This is a genomic window from Streptomyces dryopteridis, from assembly GCF_049606955.1.
GTDB lineage: Bacteria > Actinomycetota > Actinomycetes > Streptomycetales > Streptomycetaceae > Streptomyces.
Genome location: NZ_CP187115.1, coordinates 71,977 through 88,708, shown reverse-complemented (window position 1 = coordinate 88,708; position 16,732 = coordinate 71,977). Strand labels below are relative to the sequence as shown.

Sequence of the window (16,732 nt, the reverse complement as noted above, 5' to 3'; positions counted from 1 at the left end):
AGCCGTTCGCTGACTGAGGGTGGGAGGCACGCGCATGAACCGACGGATGGTGGACCCCAACTCCGGACCACACGCGAAGCTGGGGGTGCGTCTGCGCAGACTGCGCGACCAACAGGGCTGGTCATGCGACCGCATGAGCGAGGCGACGGGGTACACCGCCTCGCACATCTCGAACGTCGAAATTGCCCAGCGACCGGCAACCCTCAAGTTCGCGAGGGCCGTCGACGTGGCGTTCAGTCTCGGAGGCACCCGGGAGTCCTTCGAGGCCGAGGTGCGACGGATCAAGGGAGGCGCGCTCCTCGAAGGCTTCGCCGAGTACGTGGACCTGGAGACGCAGTGCGTCGAACTGCGCGTGTACGGGGTGAGCGCGATCCCGGGGTTGGTGCAGACGCCGGGCTACGCCGCCGAACTCGTACAGGCCGAGGTCGGCATGGACGTGGCCACCCCGGACGAGGCTGCGGAACGACTCCAGGTGATCGCCGACCGTCAGCGGATCCACTCCCGGCGCCCGCTGATCCACTTGGTCCTGGACGAGAGCTGCCTCCGGCGAACCGTAGGACCACCGGAGGTGTGGGCCGCTCAGTTGGACGCCCTCATCGAGTTCGCCGATGCCGCGAACACGATCCTCCAAGTGGCACCGTTCGGCATGGGGGCCTGGCGCCCGCTCCACCTGCCGCTCTACATCCTGACCATGCCGAACCGGTCGGTGGTGTCCTACGCGGAGTCGGCACAGCGTGGGCACTTGGAGCGGGACACGCGTACGACAGGCCGAATGCTGGCGGCCTACTATCAGCTCCAGGCCCGAGCGATGTCCCAGGCGGCATCCGTGGCCCTGATCCACGAACTACGAAAGGGCACATCGTGAGCACCGAAGCCATCCGCTGGTTCAAGTCGTCCTACAGCCAGAACGGTGGGGAGTGCGTCGAGGTCTCGGCCGATCTGATGGCCTCCGCCACCGTGCCCGTCCGGGACTCCAAGAACCCCGCCGGCCCCACCCTCGCCTTCGGCGCGACCGCGTTCACCGCGTTCGTGGCCGGTGTCAAGGACGCCCACCGCTGAGCCCGGGCGCGAAGCGGCCCCTCTCCGGGAACGGGGGAAGGTCCCGGAGGGGGGCCGCGGTTTCGGGGTGGGGCGGGGTGGGTCAGGAGGCGATGGCGCAGGCTTCGATCTCGATCATGAACTCGGGCTCCGCGAGCGTGGCCACGCCCACCAGCGTGGTCGGCTTGACCACGTCCACGCCCAGTTTCTCGGCCGCGCGCGCGGCCCCGCCGTGATGGCCTCCCACTTGTCGAGGTGCCAGTCCTTGACGTACACGGTGAGCCGCAGCACGTCGTCGAAGCTCGCGCCGCCCGCCGCGAGGCCGGTGGCTATGTTCAGGTAGACCTGTTCGGTCTGCGCGGCGAGGTCGCCGGTGCCGACGGGGGTGCCGTCCGCGCTCTTGGCGACCTGTCCGCTGAGGAACACCAGGCGGTCACCGGTACCGACGGCGACCTGTCGCCATCCGTAGGGCTTGGGCAGTTCGGGCGGGTCGATGTTCTCCACGGCCATGGTCGGGACCTTTCTGTGGTGCGCGGGCAGAGGGTGAGGAACGTGGGCCTGGCGGCCGCCGAGGCTCAGCGGTGTTCGCGGCAGGTCGCGTAGTACTTGCGCAGCAGGCTGACCAGCTCGGGGTCGAAGCGGGACGCGAAGAGCAGTTCGGCCGGCGGGGTGTACTCGGGGTCGAGTTCGTCGGCCCAGGCCAGGGTGGCCGGCCGCAGGTCCATCTCGATCCACTGGTGCCATTCGACGGGGATGGTCCAGTCCTGCTCGTAGCCGATGCCCATCTGGTGGTCGATGAGCACGTCCACGATCTCCTGCCGGCCGCCCCCGTTCAGCGGCTGCCGGACGGGCGCGAAGCGGTCGAGGTCGGCGATCGGGGTCTCGCCGAGGATGCGGGCGGCGAAGTCGCGGGCGAGCAGCGGGCTCAGGTGCAGGCCGTCGCGGTAGGTGCCGGTCATCACCCACAGGCCGTCCATGCCGCCGGCGCCGAGCAGCGGGAAGCCGTCCACGGACACCGGCCGGTTGCCGACCTGCACCTTGCTGACATCGCTGTTCCACAGGTTGCGCCGGACCTGCCGGTGCGCGCACTGGAGGAGGAACACCAGGTCGCGCATCTCGGCGGTGTCGCGGGGTTCGACGGAGATGACGTTCGTGGCGCCCACGTACACCTGGCCCTCGCCGCGCGGCACGACGTGCAGCCCGCACGCGAAGCTGCGGTTCGGGGTGCGGATGACGCTGTCGGGGGTGGTGCCGTCGCCGGTGGCGATCAGGGAGGAGACGCCGTAGCCGCTGACCAGGCGGGGGATGCGGGTGCCGATGGGCAGGGAGTCCAGGAGTTCCTGGGTGCGGGCGCCGGCGGCGAGGGTGACGTGGTCGGCGTGCAGGGTCTCGCCGTTGTCGAGGACGAGGCCCGTGACCCGGTCCCCGCGGTGTTCGACGCGGGTGGCGAACGCGTCCACGAGGGTGACGCCGGCGCGGACGGCGGCCGTCTCCAGGCGGGTGAGGAGGGCGGAGGCGTCGACGGCGTGTTCGCCGGGGATGTGGAATGCCTTCAGGGGCCTGGATATGGGTTCGGCGTCGACCCAGTCGAGGTCGGCGGGCTCCACGTCCTCGTAGGGCTCGTCGTAGCGGTCGAGTTCGGCGCGGATCGCGTTGTAGTTGGTGTCGTCGATCTCGGCGGTGCCGATGGTGTTGAGGATGACGGTGGTGCCGTTGGCGGTGCGGATCGGTCCGCTGTGCTCGCCGCCCTCCGTCTCCTCCTCCAGCCGCTCCAACCACTGGGGCCACAGCCGGCCGGCGTCGATGCCGAGTTCCAGCTTGGCGCGGCCGTGCTCGGTGGACAGCAGGGAGGTGGTCACCTCGCCGAAGGAGCCCAGCATCGCGCCGGCCGCCGCCGATCCGGCCCACGGCCGGTGCGGCCTGCCCACCACGGCCACCCGCTGCCCGCGCCGGCCCAGCTCCCAGGCGAGCGAGAGCCCGAGGACCCCGTTGCCGGCCACGACCACGTCGAATCCGGTGCGGTCGGTGGTGCGGTCGGCTTTCCCGTTGGCGTTCACGTCACAGTCCCATCGTTCGTCGAGTCGAGCTGTTCACGGTCGGATGCGTCACACAGGGCGTGCACGGGGCGGCGTTCACGGGCGGGTGAACCCGTAGAGCGTGAAGTCCATGGCCAGGACCCCGCGCTCGTCCACGTGGGCGCGGACCGTCTCGGAGTCCCCCAGGGCCTCGGGCGGCAGCTCCACGGACTCCCCGCGCAGCCGCGTCCCCTCGAAGCCGGCGTCGGCGGCGGCCCGCAGCATCTTGGGCGCGTTGCCCATGACCTCGCTGGTGCCGATCAGGACCCGGCCGCCGGGGGCCAGGTGGGTCGCGGCCTCGCGGAAGAAGCGGGCGACGAGCCCGTAGCCGGGGTCGAAGACGGCGCGTTCGATGTGGCCCCGGTAGGGCCGGCCCTCGGGGGCCTCGATGAAGGGGGTGTTCCAGAAGATGGTGTCCACGGTCTCGCCGGGGGCGAGCGGCGCGAACAGGTCGCCGGTCAGGGCGGTGACCCGGTCGGCGACGCCGTGCCGCTCCGCGTTGCGGCGGGCGTTCTCGGCGGCGGCCGGGTTCACGTCCAGGGCCCAGACCCGTTCGCAGCCCTCCAGGGCGGCGAGGACGGCGGCGAGACCGGCGCCGCAACCCATCTCCAGGAACCGGGTGCCCTTCTCGTAGGGCACCCAGGACGCGAACAGGCCGGGGCCGGGGTCGGTGAACGGCGGGAACACCTCGGGCAGCAGCTCCCACTCGCGGTCCAGCAGCCGGAAGGTGACCGGTTCGCGGCGGGCGTCGCTCTCGATGGTCGAGACGACGCGGCTGCCGAGTTCGTATCCGAGCGCGTTGTCGATGTCGGGCATGGGTGTGCGTGTTCCTCTCTCACGGCGGGTGGTCGCCGACCTCGCGGGGCGCACCCACCGTCCGGCCCGGGGTCCGGGCCGGTGGTGAGGGACGCGCGGGGTCAGGCTTCGGCCGGGGTCGCGGCTGCCTGCCGCTTGCGGTTCATGGCCCGGTCGATGAGGACGGTGGGGACGGTGAGCACGGCGATGACCGCGCCCAGCCAGGGGATGGCGGTCAGCGAGGCGCCCGCGCCGAGGGCGACGCCCGCGACGACCGGCACGATGCTGATGCCGAGCTGGAACATGGAGACGGCGGTGGCGCCGGCGAGGGTGGGGGCCTGGAAGGCCACGGTGAACACCCGGCCGTAGATGGCGGGGTTGAGGATGAAGCCGGCGACGCCCAGGAGCAGGGCGAGCGGCACGACGGCCGCCGTGTGCCGGCCGAGGAGGGCGAGCAGCACGGAGGTCACGAGGATGCCGGCCGCGCCGATGAGCAGGGCGTGGTGGGGGCGTCCGTCGGAGATCCGGCCGCCGATGGACAGGCCGATGAAGGCGCCGATGCCGAAGAGGACGAGGACGGCGGGCACCCACACGGCGTCGATGCCGGTGATGTCGGTGAGGAAGGCCGCGAAGTAGTTGTAGGTGATCATGTAGGCGGCGGTGCTGAGCAGGGTGGCCGCGTAGATCACCCACAGCTGGGGCTGCTTCATCGCGGTGAGTTCGCGGCGCACGCTGGGTTCGCCGGCCGCGCTGGTGGCGGGGACGGCGACGGCCGTGGAGATCGCGCCGAGCACCGTGAGGGCCACCACCGCCCAGAATCCGCCCTGCCAGTCGGTGAAGTGGCTGAGCAGCGCGCCCGCCGGGCCGCCGGCGACCATGGCGATGCTGAGGCCGCTGACGACGACGCCGGAGGCGCGGGCGGTGCGGTCGGGGGTGACGAGGCTGATCGCGGTGACGGCGGCCACCGCCCAGAACCCGGCGTAGGCCAGGCCGCACAGGAAGCGGGTCACGAGCAGCACCACGAAGTCGTCGGTGACCAGGCCGACCGCGACGGCGGCGGCGAAGAACACCTGCGAGACGACGAGGGTGGTGCGGCGCGGCCAGCGCAGGGTGAGCACGGCCAGCGGGGGCCCGCCGATGACGACGCCGATCGCGAACGCGGAGATCAGGGCGCCCGCCTGGGACAGGGAGATGTCCAGGTCGGTGGCGATGTCGGGCAGCACGCCGGCGAGCAGGAACTCGGCGCTGCCCATCGCGAACAGGCTGAACGCGAGCAGGTACACCGCGAACGGCAGGCGGCCCGCGCCCTTCTCGGGGGTGGGGGTGCGGGGTTCGGTCTCCACGCTCATCGCGCGTCGCCTCCCGTCCGCGGCCGCCGCGTGGGTCGGTGCGCGGTGTGCCGCGCGGGGCCTGGGCGTGGGATCGGGCGCATGGCGAACTCCTTGTTCGAGGTTCACGGGGGTGGTCGGGGCGGCGGGCGGCCGGCCCCGTCGCGGGTGGTCGCGCGGCGACGGGGGCCCGTACGGTCGGTGATGTCGGTCCGGTCGGTCCTGTCGCCGAGGGTGCTCATGCTCGGACCGGGGCGGTGACGCGGACAACATTTGTTGCCGTTCCCGGGACGCCCGCGCGGCGCCGAGCCCGGGGCCCGACCCGGGATCCGGCCCGGGGCCCGGCCCGGACGCCGGTCAGTCATCGCCGGGGAGGGCCTCGCCCCAGCCCCAGGTCTTGATGGTGGTGCGGCCGGAGGGGCCGGCGTCGGGCCGGGAGTTGGCCATGGCGCGCCGGGATCCGAACTCGATGTAGCCGACGAACGCGGAGCGGAACTCGGCGTCGTCGGGGAGTCCGACGGTGTCCATCGCGGCGAGCATCAACTCGACCCAGCGGGCGCGCTGTTCGGGGGTGATGTCGCGGCCCCGGTGGCTGGAGAGCATGCGCCGGTAGCCGCCGTGGTGCTCGGTGTAGGCGGGGGGTCCGCCGAGGACCTCGCCGAGGAACGTGGCCACGTGCTGGGGGTGGTCGTCGGTCATGTACGCGAAGAGCGGGGCGAGCAGCTCGTCCTTGCGGACGTGCGTGTAGAACTCCTCGGTGAGCCGTTCCAGCGCCTCGGCGCCGCCGGCCCATTCGTACAGGGTGACGGGCTGCTGGGTCACGGTGGTCCCCTTTCGTGGTGGGTGGTGTCAGGCCGCGTACAGGTCGAAGGTGGGGGTGGGCCGGCCGCCGTGGGCGAGTTCCTCCAGGCGGGGATCGAGGGTGAGCACGGCCCGGTGCAGGCGTTGCAGGCGGATCGAGGGCTCCAGGCCGAGGTCCCCGACGAGCCGGCGGCGCAGTTCCCGGTACAGCTCCAGGGCGACGGCGGAGCGGCCCGCCCGGTGGAAGGCGACCATGGCCTGGGAGTGCAGGCGTTCGTTGGTGGGGTGCAGTCCGGTCAGTTCCACGAGTTCGGGGAGGAGTTCGTCGTGCCGGCCCAGGCGCAGTTCGGCGTCGAGCCGGCGCTCCAGCGCGAGCAGGCGTTCCTCTTCGAGGGCGGCGGCCCGGATCCGCAGGCCCGGGGAGCCGGCGAGGTCCACGAGGGCGGGTCCGCGCCACAGGGCCAGGGCGCGGCCGAGTTCGCGGGCCGCGCCGGCGGGGTCGCCGGCGGCGAACGCGGCGTGCCCGGTGCGGGCGGCGGCGGTGAACGCGTGGGCGTCCACGTCGCCGGGGTCGATCCGCAGCAGGTAGCCGCCGTGGCCGGTGGCGAGCAGGGCGCGGGCCCGGGCCGGGCCCTCGGGCCCGCCGTGGGCCGCGGCGAGGTCGCGGCGCAGGCGCAGCACGTAGGTCTGGAGGGTGTTGTGGGCGCTGCGCGGCGGGCAGGGCCCCCACACCTCGTGGGCGAGGTCGGCGACCGGCACGAGCCGGCCGGGGTGGAGGGCGAGCAGCGCGAGGATGCGGCGCTTCTTGTCGGCGGTGGGCACGACGTCCACCCCGTCGAGCTCGGCGTGCAACGGTCCCAGTACTCCGATCCGCACCGTGTCCTCCCCACGTGAGCCGTCCCGGACGAGTGCCGTCCGCTGCACCGGGAACGTAGGTTCGCGGCGGTGGGGGCCTCAATACGGTCCGACCGCAGAACTGACCGAAGGATGAGCGGCCCGGCCCTGCCCCGGGCGGCCGAACGCCCCCGGGCGCGGGGCGCTCCGGGGGCGTTCACGGGTGGTCCTTCGGTCAGCAGGCGCGGGGGGCGCAGAGGCGGGCGGTGTGCACGGTGACGGCCGTCAGGTAGAAGGCGTCGGGGCGCCACAGGATGCCGGTGCAGGCGTCGCCGTCGACGAGTTCCTCGACGGTGAGCCGGTCCACGAGGTCGAGGAGGTCGCCGGCCTCGGCGAGCAGCCGGGTCAGTCGGGCGTGCAGGCGGCGGCGGGCGGCGAGGCCGAGGGGGGCGGGCAGGTCCACGAGGAAGGTGCGGCTGCCGGTGGGGACGAGTCCGGCGGCGGCCAGCAGTCGGGGCCAGTCCTCCACGACGGGCACGGAGCCGGGCAGGCGGGCCCGGTCGGCGGCGATCAGGGACTCCTCGACGGCGTCGAGGCGGGCCTGGAGGCCGGGGCGGCCGATGCCGATGTCGCGGGGCAGGTAGCGCGGGGGCAGTCCGCGTTCGGCGACGGCGAGGATCCCGCCGGGGCGCAGGGCGGCGGCCAGGCCGGTCAGGGCCCATTGTTGGTCGCCCAGGCGGCGGCAGGCGTTGCCGGTCCAGACGAGTTCGGCGGGGCCCAGGGCGGCGTGGTCGGCGGGGTGGTCGGCGCGGCGGGTGCCGACGCGGTCGCCGATGCCGGCGCGGGCGGCGCGGATCGCGGCGCGGGCGAGGCGGGCGGGGGAACGGTCGGCGACGAGGATCTCGGCGCGGGGGAAGGTCGCGGCGAGGGCGCGGGTCCCGGCCCCGGCGGCGCCGGCGGCGTCGAGGACGCGGCGGACGGCGTCGGCGGTGTCGCCGGGGCCGAACAGGCCGCGCAGCCAGGGCAGGACCTCGGGGGGCAGGCCGGGGTCGGTGTCGTCGAGGCCCGCGTCACCGCCCGTCGGATCCGCGGCCGCGTCCACGGCCGCGTCGTCGAGGGAGGCGTCCGGCAGGTCGGGGTCGGGGTCCTCGTCGAAGGCTTCGTGGCCCCGGTCCTCCAAGGGGTGTGCGGTCATGCGGTCCGCCTTCCGGGTCGGTTCGGCGCGTCCGGACGGCCCGGACGCCGGCAGTGGCACGGCGGGGGCGGCGGCCGGTGGGGGGCTGCGACGGGTCCGTCGGCATCGGAGGTCACCTCCGGCGCCCAGCATGTGGATGCCGGGCGCCGGGGGCAATTCCCGTTGCCGGTTGTGGGACGGCGGGGGTCCCGGGGGTGTGCGCGGGGTTCAGAAGGCGGTGCCGGCGAGACCGGCGGCGCGGTGGGCCGCGCGGGGGCGCACGAGGTCGCGTTCGAAGGTGCCGAGCACCTCCCAGCGGGCGCTGAGGGGGAAGTGCGGGTCCCCGGTGAAGCTCTCGACGCGGGTGGTGCTGCGGGTGCGGGCGCGCCAGGCGGCGGCGTCGGCGGGGGTGAGGTCGGGGTCCCGGGGGGTGGTCATGACGGTGAGGGGGCAGTGCAGCACGTGCCGGGGGTCGGGCCGGCACTGTGCTCGCAGGGTCAGATCGGCGCGGAGCGCGGCCAGGGTGCGGGCGGCGCGGCGGGGTTCGGCGGCGCCGGGCGGGATCCGGCCTTGATCGGCCAGGGAGCGCAGCAGGTCGGCGTCGACGGGGACGGGGGCGGGGGCGGCGCCGGCGGGCGCGGGCCGGGGGTGGGGGCCGGTGCCGGAGACGTAGAGGCGTTCGGCGACGGCGTCGTGCTCCCATTCGAGCCGGACGGCGATCTCGTGGGCGAGGAGGGCGCCGAGGCCGTGCCCGTAGAGGGCGAAGGGCCGGTCCCGCAGCCGGGCCACGTAGGGGAGGATCTCGGCGAGGACCCGGTCGGGGGCGGTGCGCGGCCGGTCGGTGCGGCGGCCGTGCCCGGGGAGTTCGACGGGGGTGACGAGGACGGCCGGGCCCAGGGCGTCGGCCCAGGGCAGGTAGACCCCGGCCGAGACGCCCTCGGGGGCCAGGCAGAACAGGCGGACGGAGTCCCCGGCGCTCACCGGCCCGCCCCCTCGGGCACGAGGTCCCCGCGCAGCAGCACGGCGTAGGTGTCGGCGACCTCGGCGAGCAGCCGCAGGCCGGTGGCCCGGTCGGCGAGCTCGCGGGCGTAGCGCCAGGCGAGGGTCCAGGTGTCCTCGTCGCGCCGGATCAACGTGGCCCGCATCGGGACCGCGTACTCGGGGCGCACGTATTCGGGGCGCACGTGCCCCGGGCGCGCGTGCTCCGGGCGCAGGCCGGCCGCGGCCTCCGCCGCGAGGAGTTCGGCGAGCCGGGTGTCCTGCACGGCGGGGCGGGTGGCCCGCCAGTCCACCATGCGCAGTTCCGTGCGCGCGCCGGGCACCGGGACGCGGCGCGGCCGGCCGTCGGGGTCGCGGTGGACGGCGGTGCGGCCGAGCGGGTCGGCGGCCAGGACCGTGCGCCAGGCGTGGGCGTAGGCGTGCGGCAGGAGTCCGGTCAGGGTGAGGGTGAAGCGTTCGGTGCGGTCGGGGCCGGGCTGCTCGCCCGCCGGCCGGCGCCAGGGGTGGTCCTCGGGTCGGATCGGGGACACGCGGCTGCGCTCCTTCGGATGTGTTTTCCGCCAACAGGTCGGGGCGCTCGGGCCGGGGTCCCTCCCGTCCTCGGGTGCGGGGACGGTCGGCCGGCACCGCGAAAGCCGTGCCGACGGTACCGGTACCCGGGTCCGGGGCGGCAATACGGTGCCACCGAAGCACTGGCCGAAGGAACACGTTTGAAAGGGAGTCGGCGAAACTTCCCCGCGAAACCGGAGGGTGGCCGTGCTACCGTCGGCGGGCATTGCGGGTGTACACCGTTCACCGATTTCCGGGGGGTGGGAACGGGTCGGAGCGCCGGGTCGCTCCCACATCTTCCACGTCGTTTCCCGCGCGCCGCGCCGAACTCGGGCCGGCACCTTTTCGCGTGACCGAGAACCGGCCTTGACCGCGCCGGTTTCCCATGCGTTCGGCCGACTGCTTTCCGGGGGCCCCGAACAGGACGAGAATCCGGCCGTGCGGCGGGCGCCGAGGGCGGCGCGGACACGGGCCCTCTCCTGGTCCGCCGAACCGTTGACCGGATCGTCGACCGTGCTAGCAGGAGGTGTGGGGGCGGTGCCCCAGGAACTGTTCGGCAGGAACGAAGAAGCGGGGATCATCACCGGGGTGCTCGATTCCGCCAGGGCGGGTTCGGGTGCGGTGGCGTTGGTCGAGGGGTTCATCGGAACGGGCAAGACCTCCCTGTTGCGTTGGGCCGAGGAGACCGCCCGGGAGCGGTCCATGATCGTATTGTCGGCGACGGCCTCGGCCACTGAGGAAAGGTTTCCCCTCGGGGTGGTGCACCAGCTGCTCGGCACCCTGCCGGAAACGGCCCGGGGCTGGGAGCGGGCCTTCGCCTCGTGCGGCGCGGGCCCCAACGGCGCCCCCGTCGACCCCGACTACCCGCTGCTCGCGGAGCTGTTCTCGGCCCTGGCGGGCGCGGCCCGACGGGCCCCGGTCCTGCTCACCGTGGACTGCGTGCAGCACGCCGACCGGCAGTCCCTGCTCTGGCTGGGCTTCCTGGCCCGCCGGCTGGAACACCTCCCGGTGGCCCTGGTCGCCACCAAGCGCTGCGGGGAACCCACCCGGGACCCGCACCTGCTGGTCGAGTTCGGCGAGGGCATCCGGCCCGACCGGCACATCCACCTGCACGACCTGAGCACGAGCGCGGCCGTGGACCTGGCGGCGGCCCTCGGGGACCACGGCCGGGAGTCCGTGGACGCCCTGATCGCCGACACCGGCGGCAACCCCTACCTGCTGACCGAACGCCTGCGCACCACCCCGGCGGGCGCGGGCGGCGAGACGCCCGAGGGCGTCGGCGCGGACGGCCGGCGCCCGCTGCCGGCGGTCCGCGAGCGGATCCTGTGCCTGCTGCGGCGGCTGGACCCGCACGGGCTGGACGTGGCGCGCGCCGTCAGCGCCCTGACCGGGCCCGTGGACGTGGGCCTGCTGGCCCGGCTGTGCGGGGTCTCGGCGCAGGACGCGTGCCGCTGCCTGAACCGGCTGACCGAGTCCGGGCTGCTGGACCCGCACGACACCCGGTTCCGGCACCCGCTGCTGGCCGGGCTGCTCTACCAGGACATCCCGTGCGCCGAACGCGCCGAACTGCACCGGGCGGCGGCCCGCTGCCTGCGCGAACGCGGCGCCCCCGCCCCGGAGGTCGCCGCGCACCTCGTGCGCGCGCACCGGCTGGACGAACCGTGGATGGCGCCGCTGCTGCTCGACGTGGCCCGGGGCGCGCTGGGTCGGGATCCGGCCGGCGCCCGCCGACTGATCGAGAAGGCCGTGCTCTACGGCGGACCGGAGGCCGACGGGGACGCCGAGGGCCTGCGCATCGAGGCCCTGACCAGCCTGGACCTGCCCGCCGCGGCCCGCGCCCTGACCGCGCACGCGGCCGGCGCCCGCGACCCGGGCGAGCGACTGCGCCGCTCCCTGCGACTGGCGGACGCGCTGCTGCGGCTGGACGAGCCGACGCGGGCCCGCCGGGTGCTGGAGGAGGTACGGCGCGAGGACGTGCCCCGGGACCCGGCCGAACTGGCCCGGCTGCACCGGGCCCTGACCCACCTGCGCCTGCACGAGGGCACCGCCGGCGCGCCCGCGCCCGAGGCCGGCACACCCGAAGCCGGCACGCCTGAAGCCGACGGGACGCCCGACGGCCTCGGCGCGCGCGGCCCGGAGGGCGACCGCCTCGAACGCGTGCTGCTCGCCCGCACCGCCGCCGGGGACAGCGCCCCGGCGGTGCGCCGGATAGCGGACCGGATCCTGTCCGTGCCGCGCGCCCCGCACGGCTCCCCCAGCTGGTACCACGCCCTGCTGGCCCTGCTGTGGGCCGGGGACGTGGACGGCGCGGGCCGGCACATGGCGGCCGAGGTGCGGCTCGCGCGGGCCGAGGGCGCGGTGCCCCGGCTCGCCGAGGCCCTGGCCGTGCGGGCCCTGGTGCGGCTGCACCGGGGCGCGCTGGCCGAGGCCGAACACGACGCGCGGGAGGCCGCCGAGCTCCTGACCCGGATCGGCGCCGGCCGGCACCACGTGGGGGCGCTGGCCCGCAGCGTGCTGATCGACGTGGCGCTGGAGAAGGACGACGTGGCGCGGGCCGGGGCCCTCGTGGACGAGGTGCCGGTGGGCGCCGGGGACCGGCCGGGCACCTGGTGGCACCTGCACCTCGCGCACAGCGCGGCCCGCGCCCTGGGCCGGCTGGGCAAGGCCCCGCAGGGGCTCGCGCTGATCGGGTACGTGGCCGAGGAACTGGCCCGGCGCGGGGTGGTCAACCCGGCCGTGCTGCCCTGGCGTTCGACCCGGGCGGCGCTGGAGATGGAGCTGCGCGACGTGACGGGGGCGCGGCGCACGGCCCGCGAGGAGACGGAACTGGCCCGGCGCTGGGACGCGCCGTTCGCGCTGGGCCGGGCCCTGGTCGCGCAGGCCGCGGCCGGCACCGGGCAGGAGGCGTTGCGCTGGGCGGGGCAGGCGGCGGACCTGCTGGAGCCGGAACCGGCGCCGCTGCTGTTCGCGCAGGCCCTGTTCGCCGCCGGGTGCGCGCACCGGCGCGGCGGCCGGGCCGGCCGGGCCCGGGAACTGCTGCACCGGGCCAACGAGGTGGGCATCTCGCTGGGCGCGGACGGCCTGGTGCGGGCCGTGCAGCGGGAGCTGCGGGACGCGGGCGGGCGACCGGACCCGCGCAAGGCCTCGGCGGAGTCCCTGCTGACGCCGACGGAACGGCTGGTGTCGGACCTGGCGGCGCGCGGGATGAGCAACCGGAGCATCGCGCGTTCGCTCAAGGTCAGCCTGCGCAACGTGGAATCGCACCTGACCCACTCCTACCGCAAGCTGCGGATCAGCGGACGGGCGGAACTGACCCTGTTCTTCCCCTCGCAGAACACACAGGCGCCGACCACACCGGCACCGGACGCACCGAACACGCCGGCCCCCGAACCGCCCGACACCAGGTCCCCGGACACCGGGCCCTTCGGCGGCGGGCGGCGGGCCGCGGAGCCGGTGCCGCTGCGCCGGCCCCGGGCCGCCGCGCTCACGCCGGTGCCGCGCCTGCGGACCGGGTGACGGGCGGGGCCGGCGCGAAGGCCCCGTCCAACAGCACGCGCAGCCCGGCGGTGAAACGTTCCTGGTCGCTCATCCGCTCGATGAGCGGGGCGACGCGGTGCACGGTCGGATACCGGCCGGGCTCCGCGTCGCCGGTCTCCGGCCCGATGACGCGGGGCGCGCCGGCGACGAGGTGCCCGATCAGGTACTGCCAGATCGCCAGGTGCAGCCGCGCCGCCGCCTCGTCGCTCATCCCGTGTCGCACGAGGGTGTCGAGGACGAACTCGGACAGCCGCAGGGAGGTCGCGCCCACCAGCGCGCCGTCCAACATGCCGGCGGCGACCCAGCCGTGCTCCTCCAGGGTGCGGTGCGCGTTCTGGGCGGCGGCCAGGATCAGGGCCCGGGGCTCGTCGTCGGACTCGGGAATGACGATGCGGCGCGAGACCTCGTCGAAGAGCAGCCCCATCAGCTCGCGCTTGTCGCTGACGTGCCGGTAGACGGCGGCGGGGGCCTTGCCGAGCTCGTCGGCGAGCTTGCGCATGCTCAGGCCCGCCGTGCCCTCGCGTTCCAGGATCCTGAGGGCCGCCGCGACGATCCGCGGGCGGGTCAGCGGCTGCCGCGCCGCCCGTACCGGTGATCCGACCCCGCTTGGACGCACCCGTCCCCCACCCCGTGCTCGCCGCCGGCCCCCGGGGAGGCCCCCGGGCGCGCTCATCATCCCCCACCCCGGCCGCCGGGACCCCTCGATCACGAGTCCCGCAACACGACTGTCGTGTTCCGCTTCCGGCCCCCGAGCCGCCTCGCACCCCGCACGTCGACAACTCCCCGCACCCCACAAACTTTCGGCCGGCCCGATTCCCCCACCCCCGGCCGGAAAACCCCGGGAACCCCTCTCACCCCCACTCCGGAAGGCACCATTCCGAATAAGCCGATCACCCCACCGGTTCCCCACACCCCCCGCGCGAGAAAACCGGCAAGGAAACCCGCGAAATCCGAACCGGAATGCCGAACATTGCCCCTCGAAGGCATATTCAAGGCCCCGAAAGGTAGGTTTCCCCCCTCCCCCGAGCACCCGGAACCGGCCGCCCCCCACCCCGCACCCCCGGCCGGACCCCACCCCCCTCACAGGTTGACTTTAAGAATCCTTTACTGTTGAGTGCGGGATCGGCATCCGCACCAGATGCACACCAGATCCGTACCACCCCCGAGGACACCCACCATGCACGTGAGCCGCATCGCCCGAGTCGTCGCCGTCGCCGCCCTGGTGGCCGGGCTCGGCGCCTGCTCCGCCGCCGAGGACGCCGGCAAGGCGGTCGACGGCGCGGTCGCCGAGGCCGTCGACAAGGCCGTCGACACCCCCTACGAGGTCACCTACGAGGTCACGGGCACCGGCGTCGAGGTCATCGTCTTCGGCGACGGCAAGGGCGAGGCCACCAACCCCGGCACCGAGACCGTCACCAAGCCCACCGTGCCGTGGAAGAAGAACGTCACCCTGCGCGGCGTCATGGCCTCCAGCCTCGTGCCGGCCGGCGCCCCCGACGCCTCCATCACGTGCAAGATCCTCCACAAGGGCAAGGTCCTCGCCGAGAACACCGGCACCGGCAGCGCCACCTGCATCGGCACTTCCCCGATCACCGGCTGACCCGCTGACCCGCTGACCCACGCGGGAACGCCGAAGGCCCCGGTCTCCGTGAGGAGGCCGGGGCCTTCGAACATCGAGCGCTGGGCAGGCCTTGCACCTACATCCCCCCACGGGAAGTGGGGTGTCTTTCCTTGGACCACCAACGCATGAACCCGCTTTGTCAGGGTTTCCCCCGCGAGCACGAACAGAACTCTACCCCATGATCACCCGCGCCCGGAACCTCCGAATCCGGCGACGACGTCCGCCGACGGACCGTCACCACCCGTGCCCCGCACCGCCGAAACCACCGTGCCGACACCGCCCTCCCGCTGCCATGATGGCCGCCGGACGAGACGACGAGGGGTGGATGTCGGGGTGGAGATCGCGAGAGTGGCGGCCCTGGGGGCCGCGACGCTGACGGCGGGCCTGGTGGCCGGACTGTTCTGGGGCTTCGGCATCTCGGTGATGCCGGCCCTGCGCCAAACCGACGACCGAACCCTGATCGAGGTGATGCAGCGGATCAACCGGGTCATCCTCAACGGCTGGTTCCTCCTCGGCTACCTGGGCACCGCCCTGTTCACCGCGCTCGCCGCCGCCCTCACCTGGTTCGCCCCGAACCCCCACCCCACCCCCCTCCCGGTCACCGCCGCCCTCGTGGTCTACCTGGCCTCCCTCGCGGTCACGGGCAGGATCAACATCCCGCTGAACAACGCCCTGGAAGCGGCCGGCCCACCCGAACACCTCACCCCCGCCGAAGCCACGGCCCTGCGCACCCGCTTCGAATCCCCCTGGACCCGAGCCAACCGCGTCCGAACCCTCCTGTGCACCCTCACCCTGGCCCTCCTGACCTACTCCCTCCTGACAGAGACCCCCCTCTGACCCCGACACCCACCCCGAGGAGAGACCGTGAAGGAACGCGTCCGGGCCGTCCTGGTCACCCCGGCCCGCACCATGCTCGCCATCCGCCGCACCGTCCCCGGGCGCGGCGTCTACCACGTGCTCGTCGGCGGCGGCGTCGAGGACGGCGACCCCACACCGGAAGCCGCCCTCCACCGCGAGATCCACGAGGAGATCGCCGGCGAGGCGCGCATCGTCCGACTGCTGGGGACCCTCACCGACACCGAGCGCGACGAGGTCCAGCACATCTACCTCGCCGAGGCCCGGGCCTGGTCCTTCGACGACCGCACCGGCCCCGAGTTCGCCCGCACCGATCGCGGCACCTACGAACTGGCCGAAGTCCCCTTCACCCCCCAGGCCCTCGCCGCACTCGGTCTCCAACCCCCGACCGCCGTGCCCCTGATCGAGAACGCCATGGCCGAGCAAACCGTATAGACGCCCCGCCGCCTCGGGCCGGGAGTTGATCGACGCCCTCCGGTACCCGCCCGACGTCACGGGCCGCCCGTCAGGCGGATCGAAGTTCCGCCGTGATCCGCTCCGCCGTCCGGCGGGCGGGTTCGAGGCGCGGGTCCTCGGGGTGCGCGTCCGGGGCGAGGATCTTCGCGCAGACGAACAGGGTCATCAGCTTGCCGTCCCGGCTCTCCAGGTCGTGCCGTCGCTCGTGGCGCACGCGCTCGGCGAGGTCCGGGACGGCGAGCGAGTTCCCCCACAACGACGCGGCGTCCAACCCCCGCGGTGCCATGCCCCAGTCCTCCCAGTCGAACAGGCAGAACTCCGGGCCCGTCATGTTCGCCCAGTTCAGATCGGCGTGAGCCGGGCGCCACCGCCGCACCACGGTGTCCACGCCCTCCGGGACGAAGCGACGCGCCGCCTCCGTCACCCCGTCCTGCGTGATCGTCACCGTGTCGGGTGTCGCCACCCGGCTGGTCTCCTGCGCCGCGAGGGCATCCAAGGAACGGTTGAACGCCTCCCACCACGCTTCCGGCAGCTCCGGATCGATCGGTCTCGTCGACACGCCACATCACCGGCTCGTCCCCGTCGCCCTGTCGCCACGCCGCCCCTCGCAGCCACCTCGGCATCGCGACCCCGCCCAGCGACTGACCGACGGTAGCAAGCCCCCGCCGGC

Annotated in this window: 16 protein-coding genes and 1 pseudogene; 6 read left to right on the top strand and 11 right to left on the bottom strand. The window is 74.3% G+C overall.

What is annotated here, in order from left to right; genetic code table 11:
• The first annotated feature begins 34 nt into the window (after positions 1-34).
• Positions 35-865, top strand: a complete 831-nt coding sequence (locus tag ACN20G_RS35830; RefSeq protein ID WP_424217538.1) for a helix-turn-helix domain-containing protein — start codon at positions 35-37, stop codon at positions 863-865.
• On the top strand, positions 862-1,059 hold the full coding sequence (locus ACN20G_RS35825) for a DUF397 domain-containing protein (protein WP_424217537.1): 198 nt from the start codon (positions 862-864) through the stop codon (positions 1,057-1,059). The genes ACN20G_RS35830 and ACN20G_RS35825 overlap by 4 nt, the downstream gene beginning before the upstream one ends.
• Before the next feature lie 114 nt (positions 1,060-1,173).
• Here the strand turns inward: ACN20G_RS35825 and ACN20G_RS35820 are convergent, their stop codons facing one another.
• The 9 genes from ACN20G_RS35820 to ACN20G_RS35780 all read right to left on the bottom strand — a co-directional run bounded on the left by ACN20G_RS35820 (position 1,174) and on the right by ACN20G_RS35780 (position 9,574).
• Complete coding sequence (locus ACN20G_RS35820) at positions 1,174-1,548, bottom strand: RidA family protein (protein ID WP_424217536.1); 375 nt, start codon at positions 1,546-1,548, stop codon at positions 1,174-1,176.
• 65 nt (positions 1,549-1,613) lie between these two features.
• Entirely contained in the window at positions 1,614-3,095 is a 1,482-nt protein-coding gene (locus tag ACN20G_RS35815) for an NAD(P)/FAD-dependent oxidoreductase (RefSeq protein WP_424217535.1), read from the bottom strand.
• Between the two features lie 75 nt (positions 3,096-3,170).
• Positions 3,171-3,929, bottom strand: coding sequence for a methyltransferase (locus ACN20G_RS35810; RefSeq protein ID WP_424217534.1), 759 nt, complete (start codon positions 3,927-3,929; stop codon positions 3,171-3,173).
• Positions 3,930-4,030: 101 nt separating this feature from the next.
• The gene (locus ACN20G_RS35805) at positions 4,031-5,257 is read right to left on the bottom strand and encodes an MFS transporter (RefSeq protein ID WP_424217533.1); all 1,227 of its coding nucleotides are present in this window, start codon (positions 5,255-5,257) and stop codon (positions 4,031-4,033) included.
• Between the two features lie 336 nt (positions 5,258-5,593).
• Positions 5,594-6,058: a group II truncated hemoglobin gene (locus tag ACN20G_RS35800; protein ID WP_424217532.1), complete on the bottom strand. Its 465-nt coding sequence runs from the start codon at positions 6,056-6,058 to the stop codon at positions 5,594-5,596.
• Between the two features lie 27 nt (positions 6,059-6,085).
• On the bottom strand, positions 6,086-6,913 hold the full coding sequence (locus ACN20G_RS35795) for an AfsR/SARP family transcriptional regulator (RefSeq protein WP_424217531.1): 828 nt from the start codon (positions 6,911-6,913) through the stop codon (positions 6,086-6,088).
• 193 nt (positions 6,914-7,106) lie between these two features.
• Entirely contained in the window at positions 7,107-8,066 is a 960-nt protein-coding gene (locus ACN20G_RS35790) for a methyltransferase (protein ID WP_424217530.1), read from the bottom strand.
• 207 nt (positions 8,067-8,273) lie between these two features.
• The gene (locus ACN20G_RS35785) at positions 8,274-9,026 is read right to left on the bottom strand and encodes a thioesterase II family protein (protein WP_424217529.1); all 753 of its coding nucleotides are present in this window, start codon (positions 9,024-9,026) and stop codon (positions 8,274-8,276) included.
• The gene (locus tag ACN20G_RS35780) at positions 9,023-9,574 is read right to left on the bottom strand and encodes a hypothetical protein (protein WP_424217528.1); all 552 of its coding nucleotides are present in this window, start codon (positions 9,572-9,574) and stop codon (positions 9,023-9,025) included. Before ACN20G_RS35780 ends, ACN20G_RS35785 begins: the two co-directional genes overlap by 4 nt.
• A gap of 556 nt (positions 9,575-10,130) precedes the next feature.
• Here ACN20G_RS35780 and ACN20G_RS35775 point away from each other — a divergent pair.
• The gene (locus ACN20G_RS35775; protein ID WP_424217527.1) at positions 10,131-13,109 is read left to right on the top strand and encodes a helix-turn-helix transcriptional regulator; all 2,979 of its coding nucleotides are present in this window, start codon (positions 10,131-10,133) and stop codon (positions 13,107-13,109) included.
• On the opposite strand, the gene ACN20G_RS35770 is transcribed toward ACN20G_RS35775, so the two are convergent.
• Positions 13,078-13,746 (bottom strand): TetR/AcrR family transcriptional regulator, encoded by a 669-nt coding sequence (locus tag ACN20G_RS35770; RefSeq protein ID WP_424217526.1) that lies wholly within the window; start codon positions 13,744-13,746, stop codon positions 13,078-13,080. The two genes, ACN20G_RS35775 and ACN20G_RS35770, sit on opposite strands and share 32 nt — an antisense overlap.
• A gap of 561 nt (positions 13,747-14,307) precedes the next feature.
• On the opposite strand from ACN20G_RS35770, the gene ACN20G_RS35765 reads away from it, so the two are divergent.
• The 3 genes from ACN20G_RS35765 (at position 14,308) to ACN20G_RS35755 (ending at position 16,041) form a co-directional block, all read left to right on the top strand.
• Complete coding sequence (locus tag ACN20G_RS35765) at positions 14,308-14,730, top strand: MmpS family transport accessory protein (RefSeq protein WP_424217525.1); 423 nt, start codon at positions 14,308-14,310, stop codon at positions 14,728-14,730.
• Between the two features lie 354 nt (positions 14,731-15,084).
• Positions 15,085-15,588, top strand: a complete 504-nt coding sequence (locus ACN20G_RS35760; RefSeq protein ID WP_424217524.1) for a DUF1772 domain-containing protein — start codon at positions 15,085-15,087, stop codon at positions 15,586-15,588.
• A gap of 27 nt (positions 15,589-15,615) precedes the next feature.
• Positions 15,616-16,041, top strand: a complete 426-nt coding sequence (locus ACN20G_RS35755; protein ID WP_424217523.1) for an NUDIX domain-containing protein — start codon at positions 15,616-15,618, stop codon at positions 16,039-16,041.
• A 70-nt stretch (positions 16,042-16,111) separates the two neighbouring features.
• Here the strand turns inward: ACN20G_RS35755 and ACN20G_RS35750 are convergent.
• Positions 16,112-16,700, bottom strand: a pseudogene (locus tag ACN20G_RS35750) (hypothetical protein); the annotation flags it as partial.
• Positions 16,701-16,732: the final 32 nt, after the last annotated feature.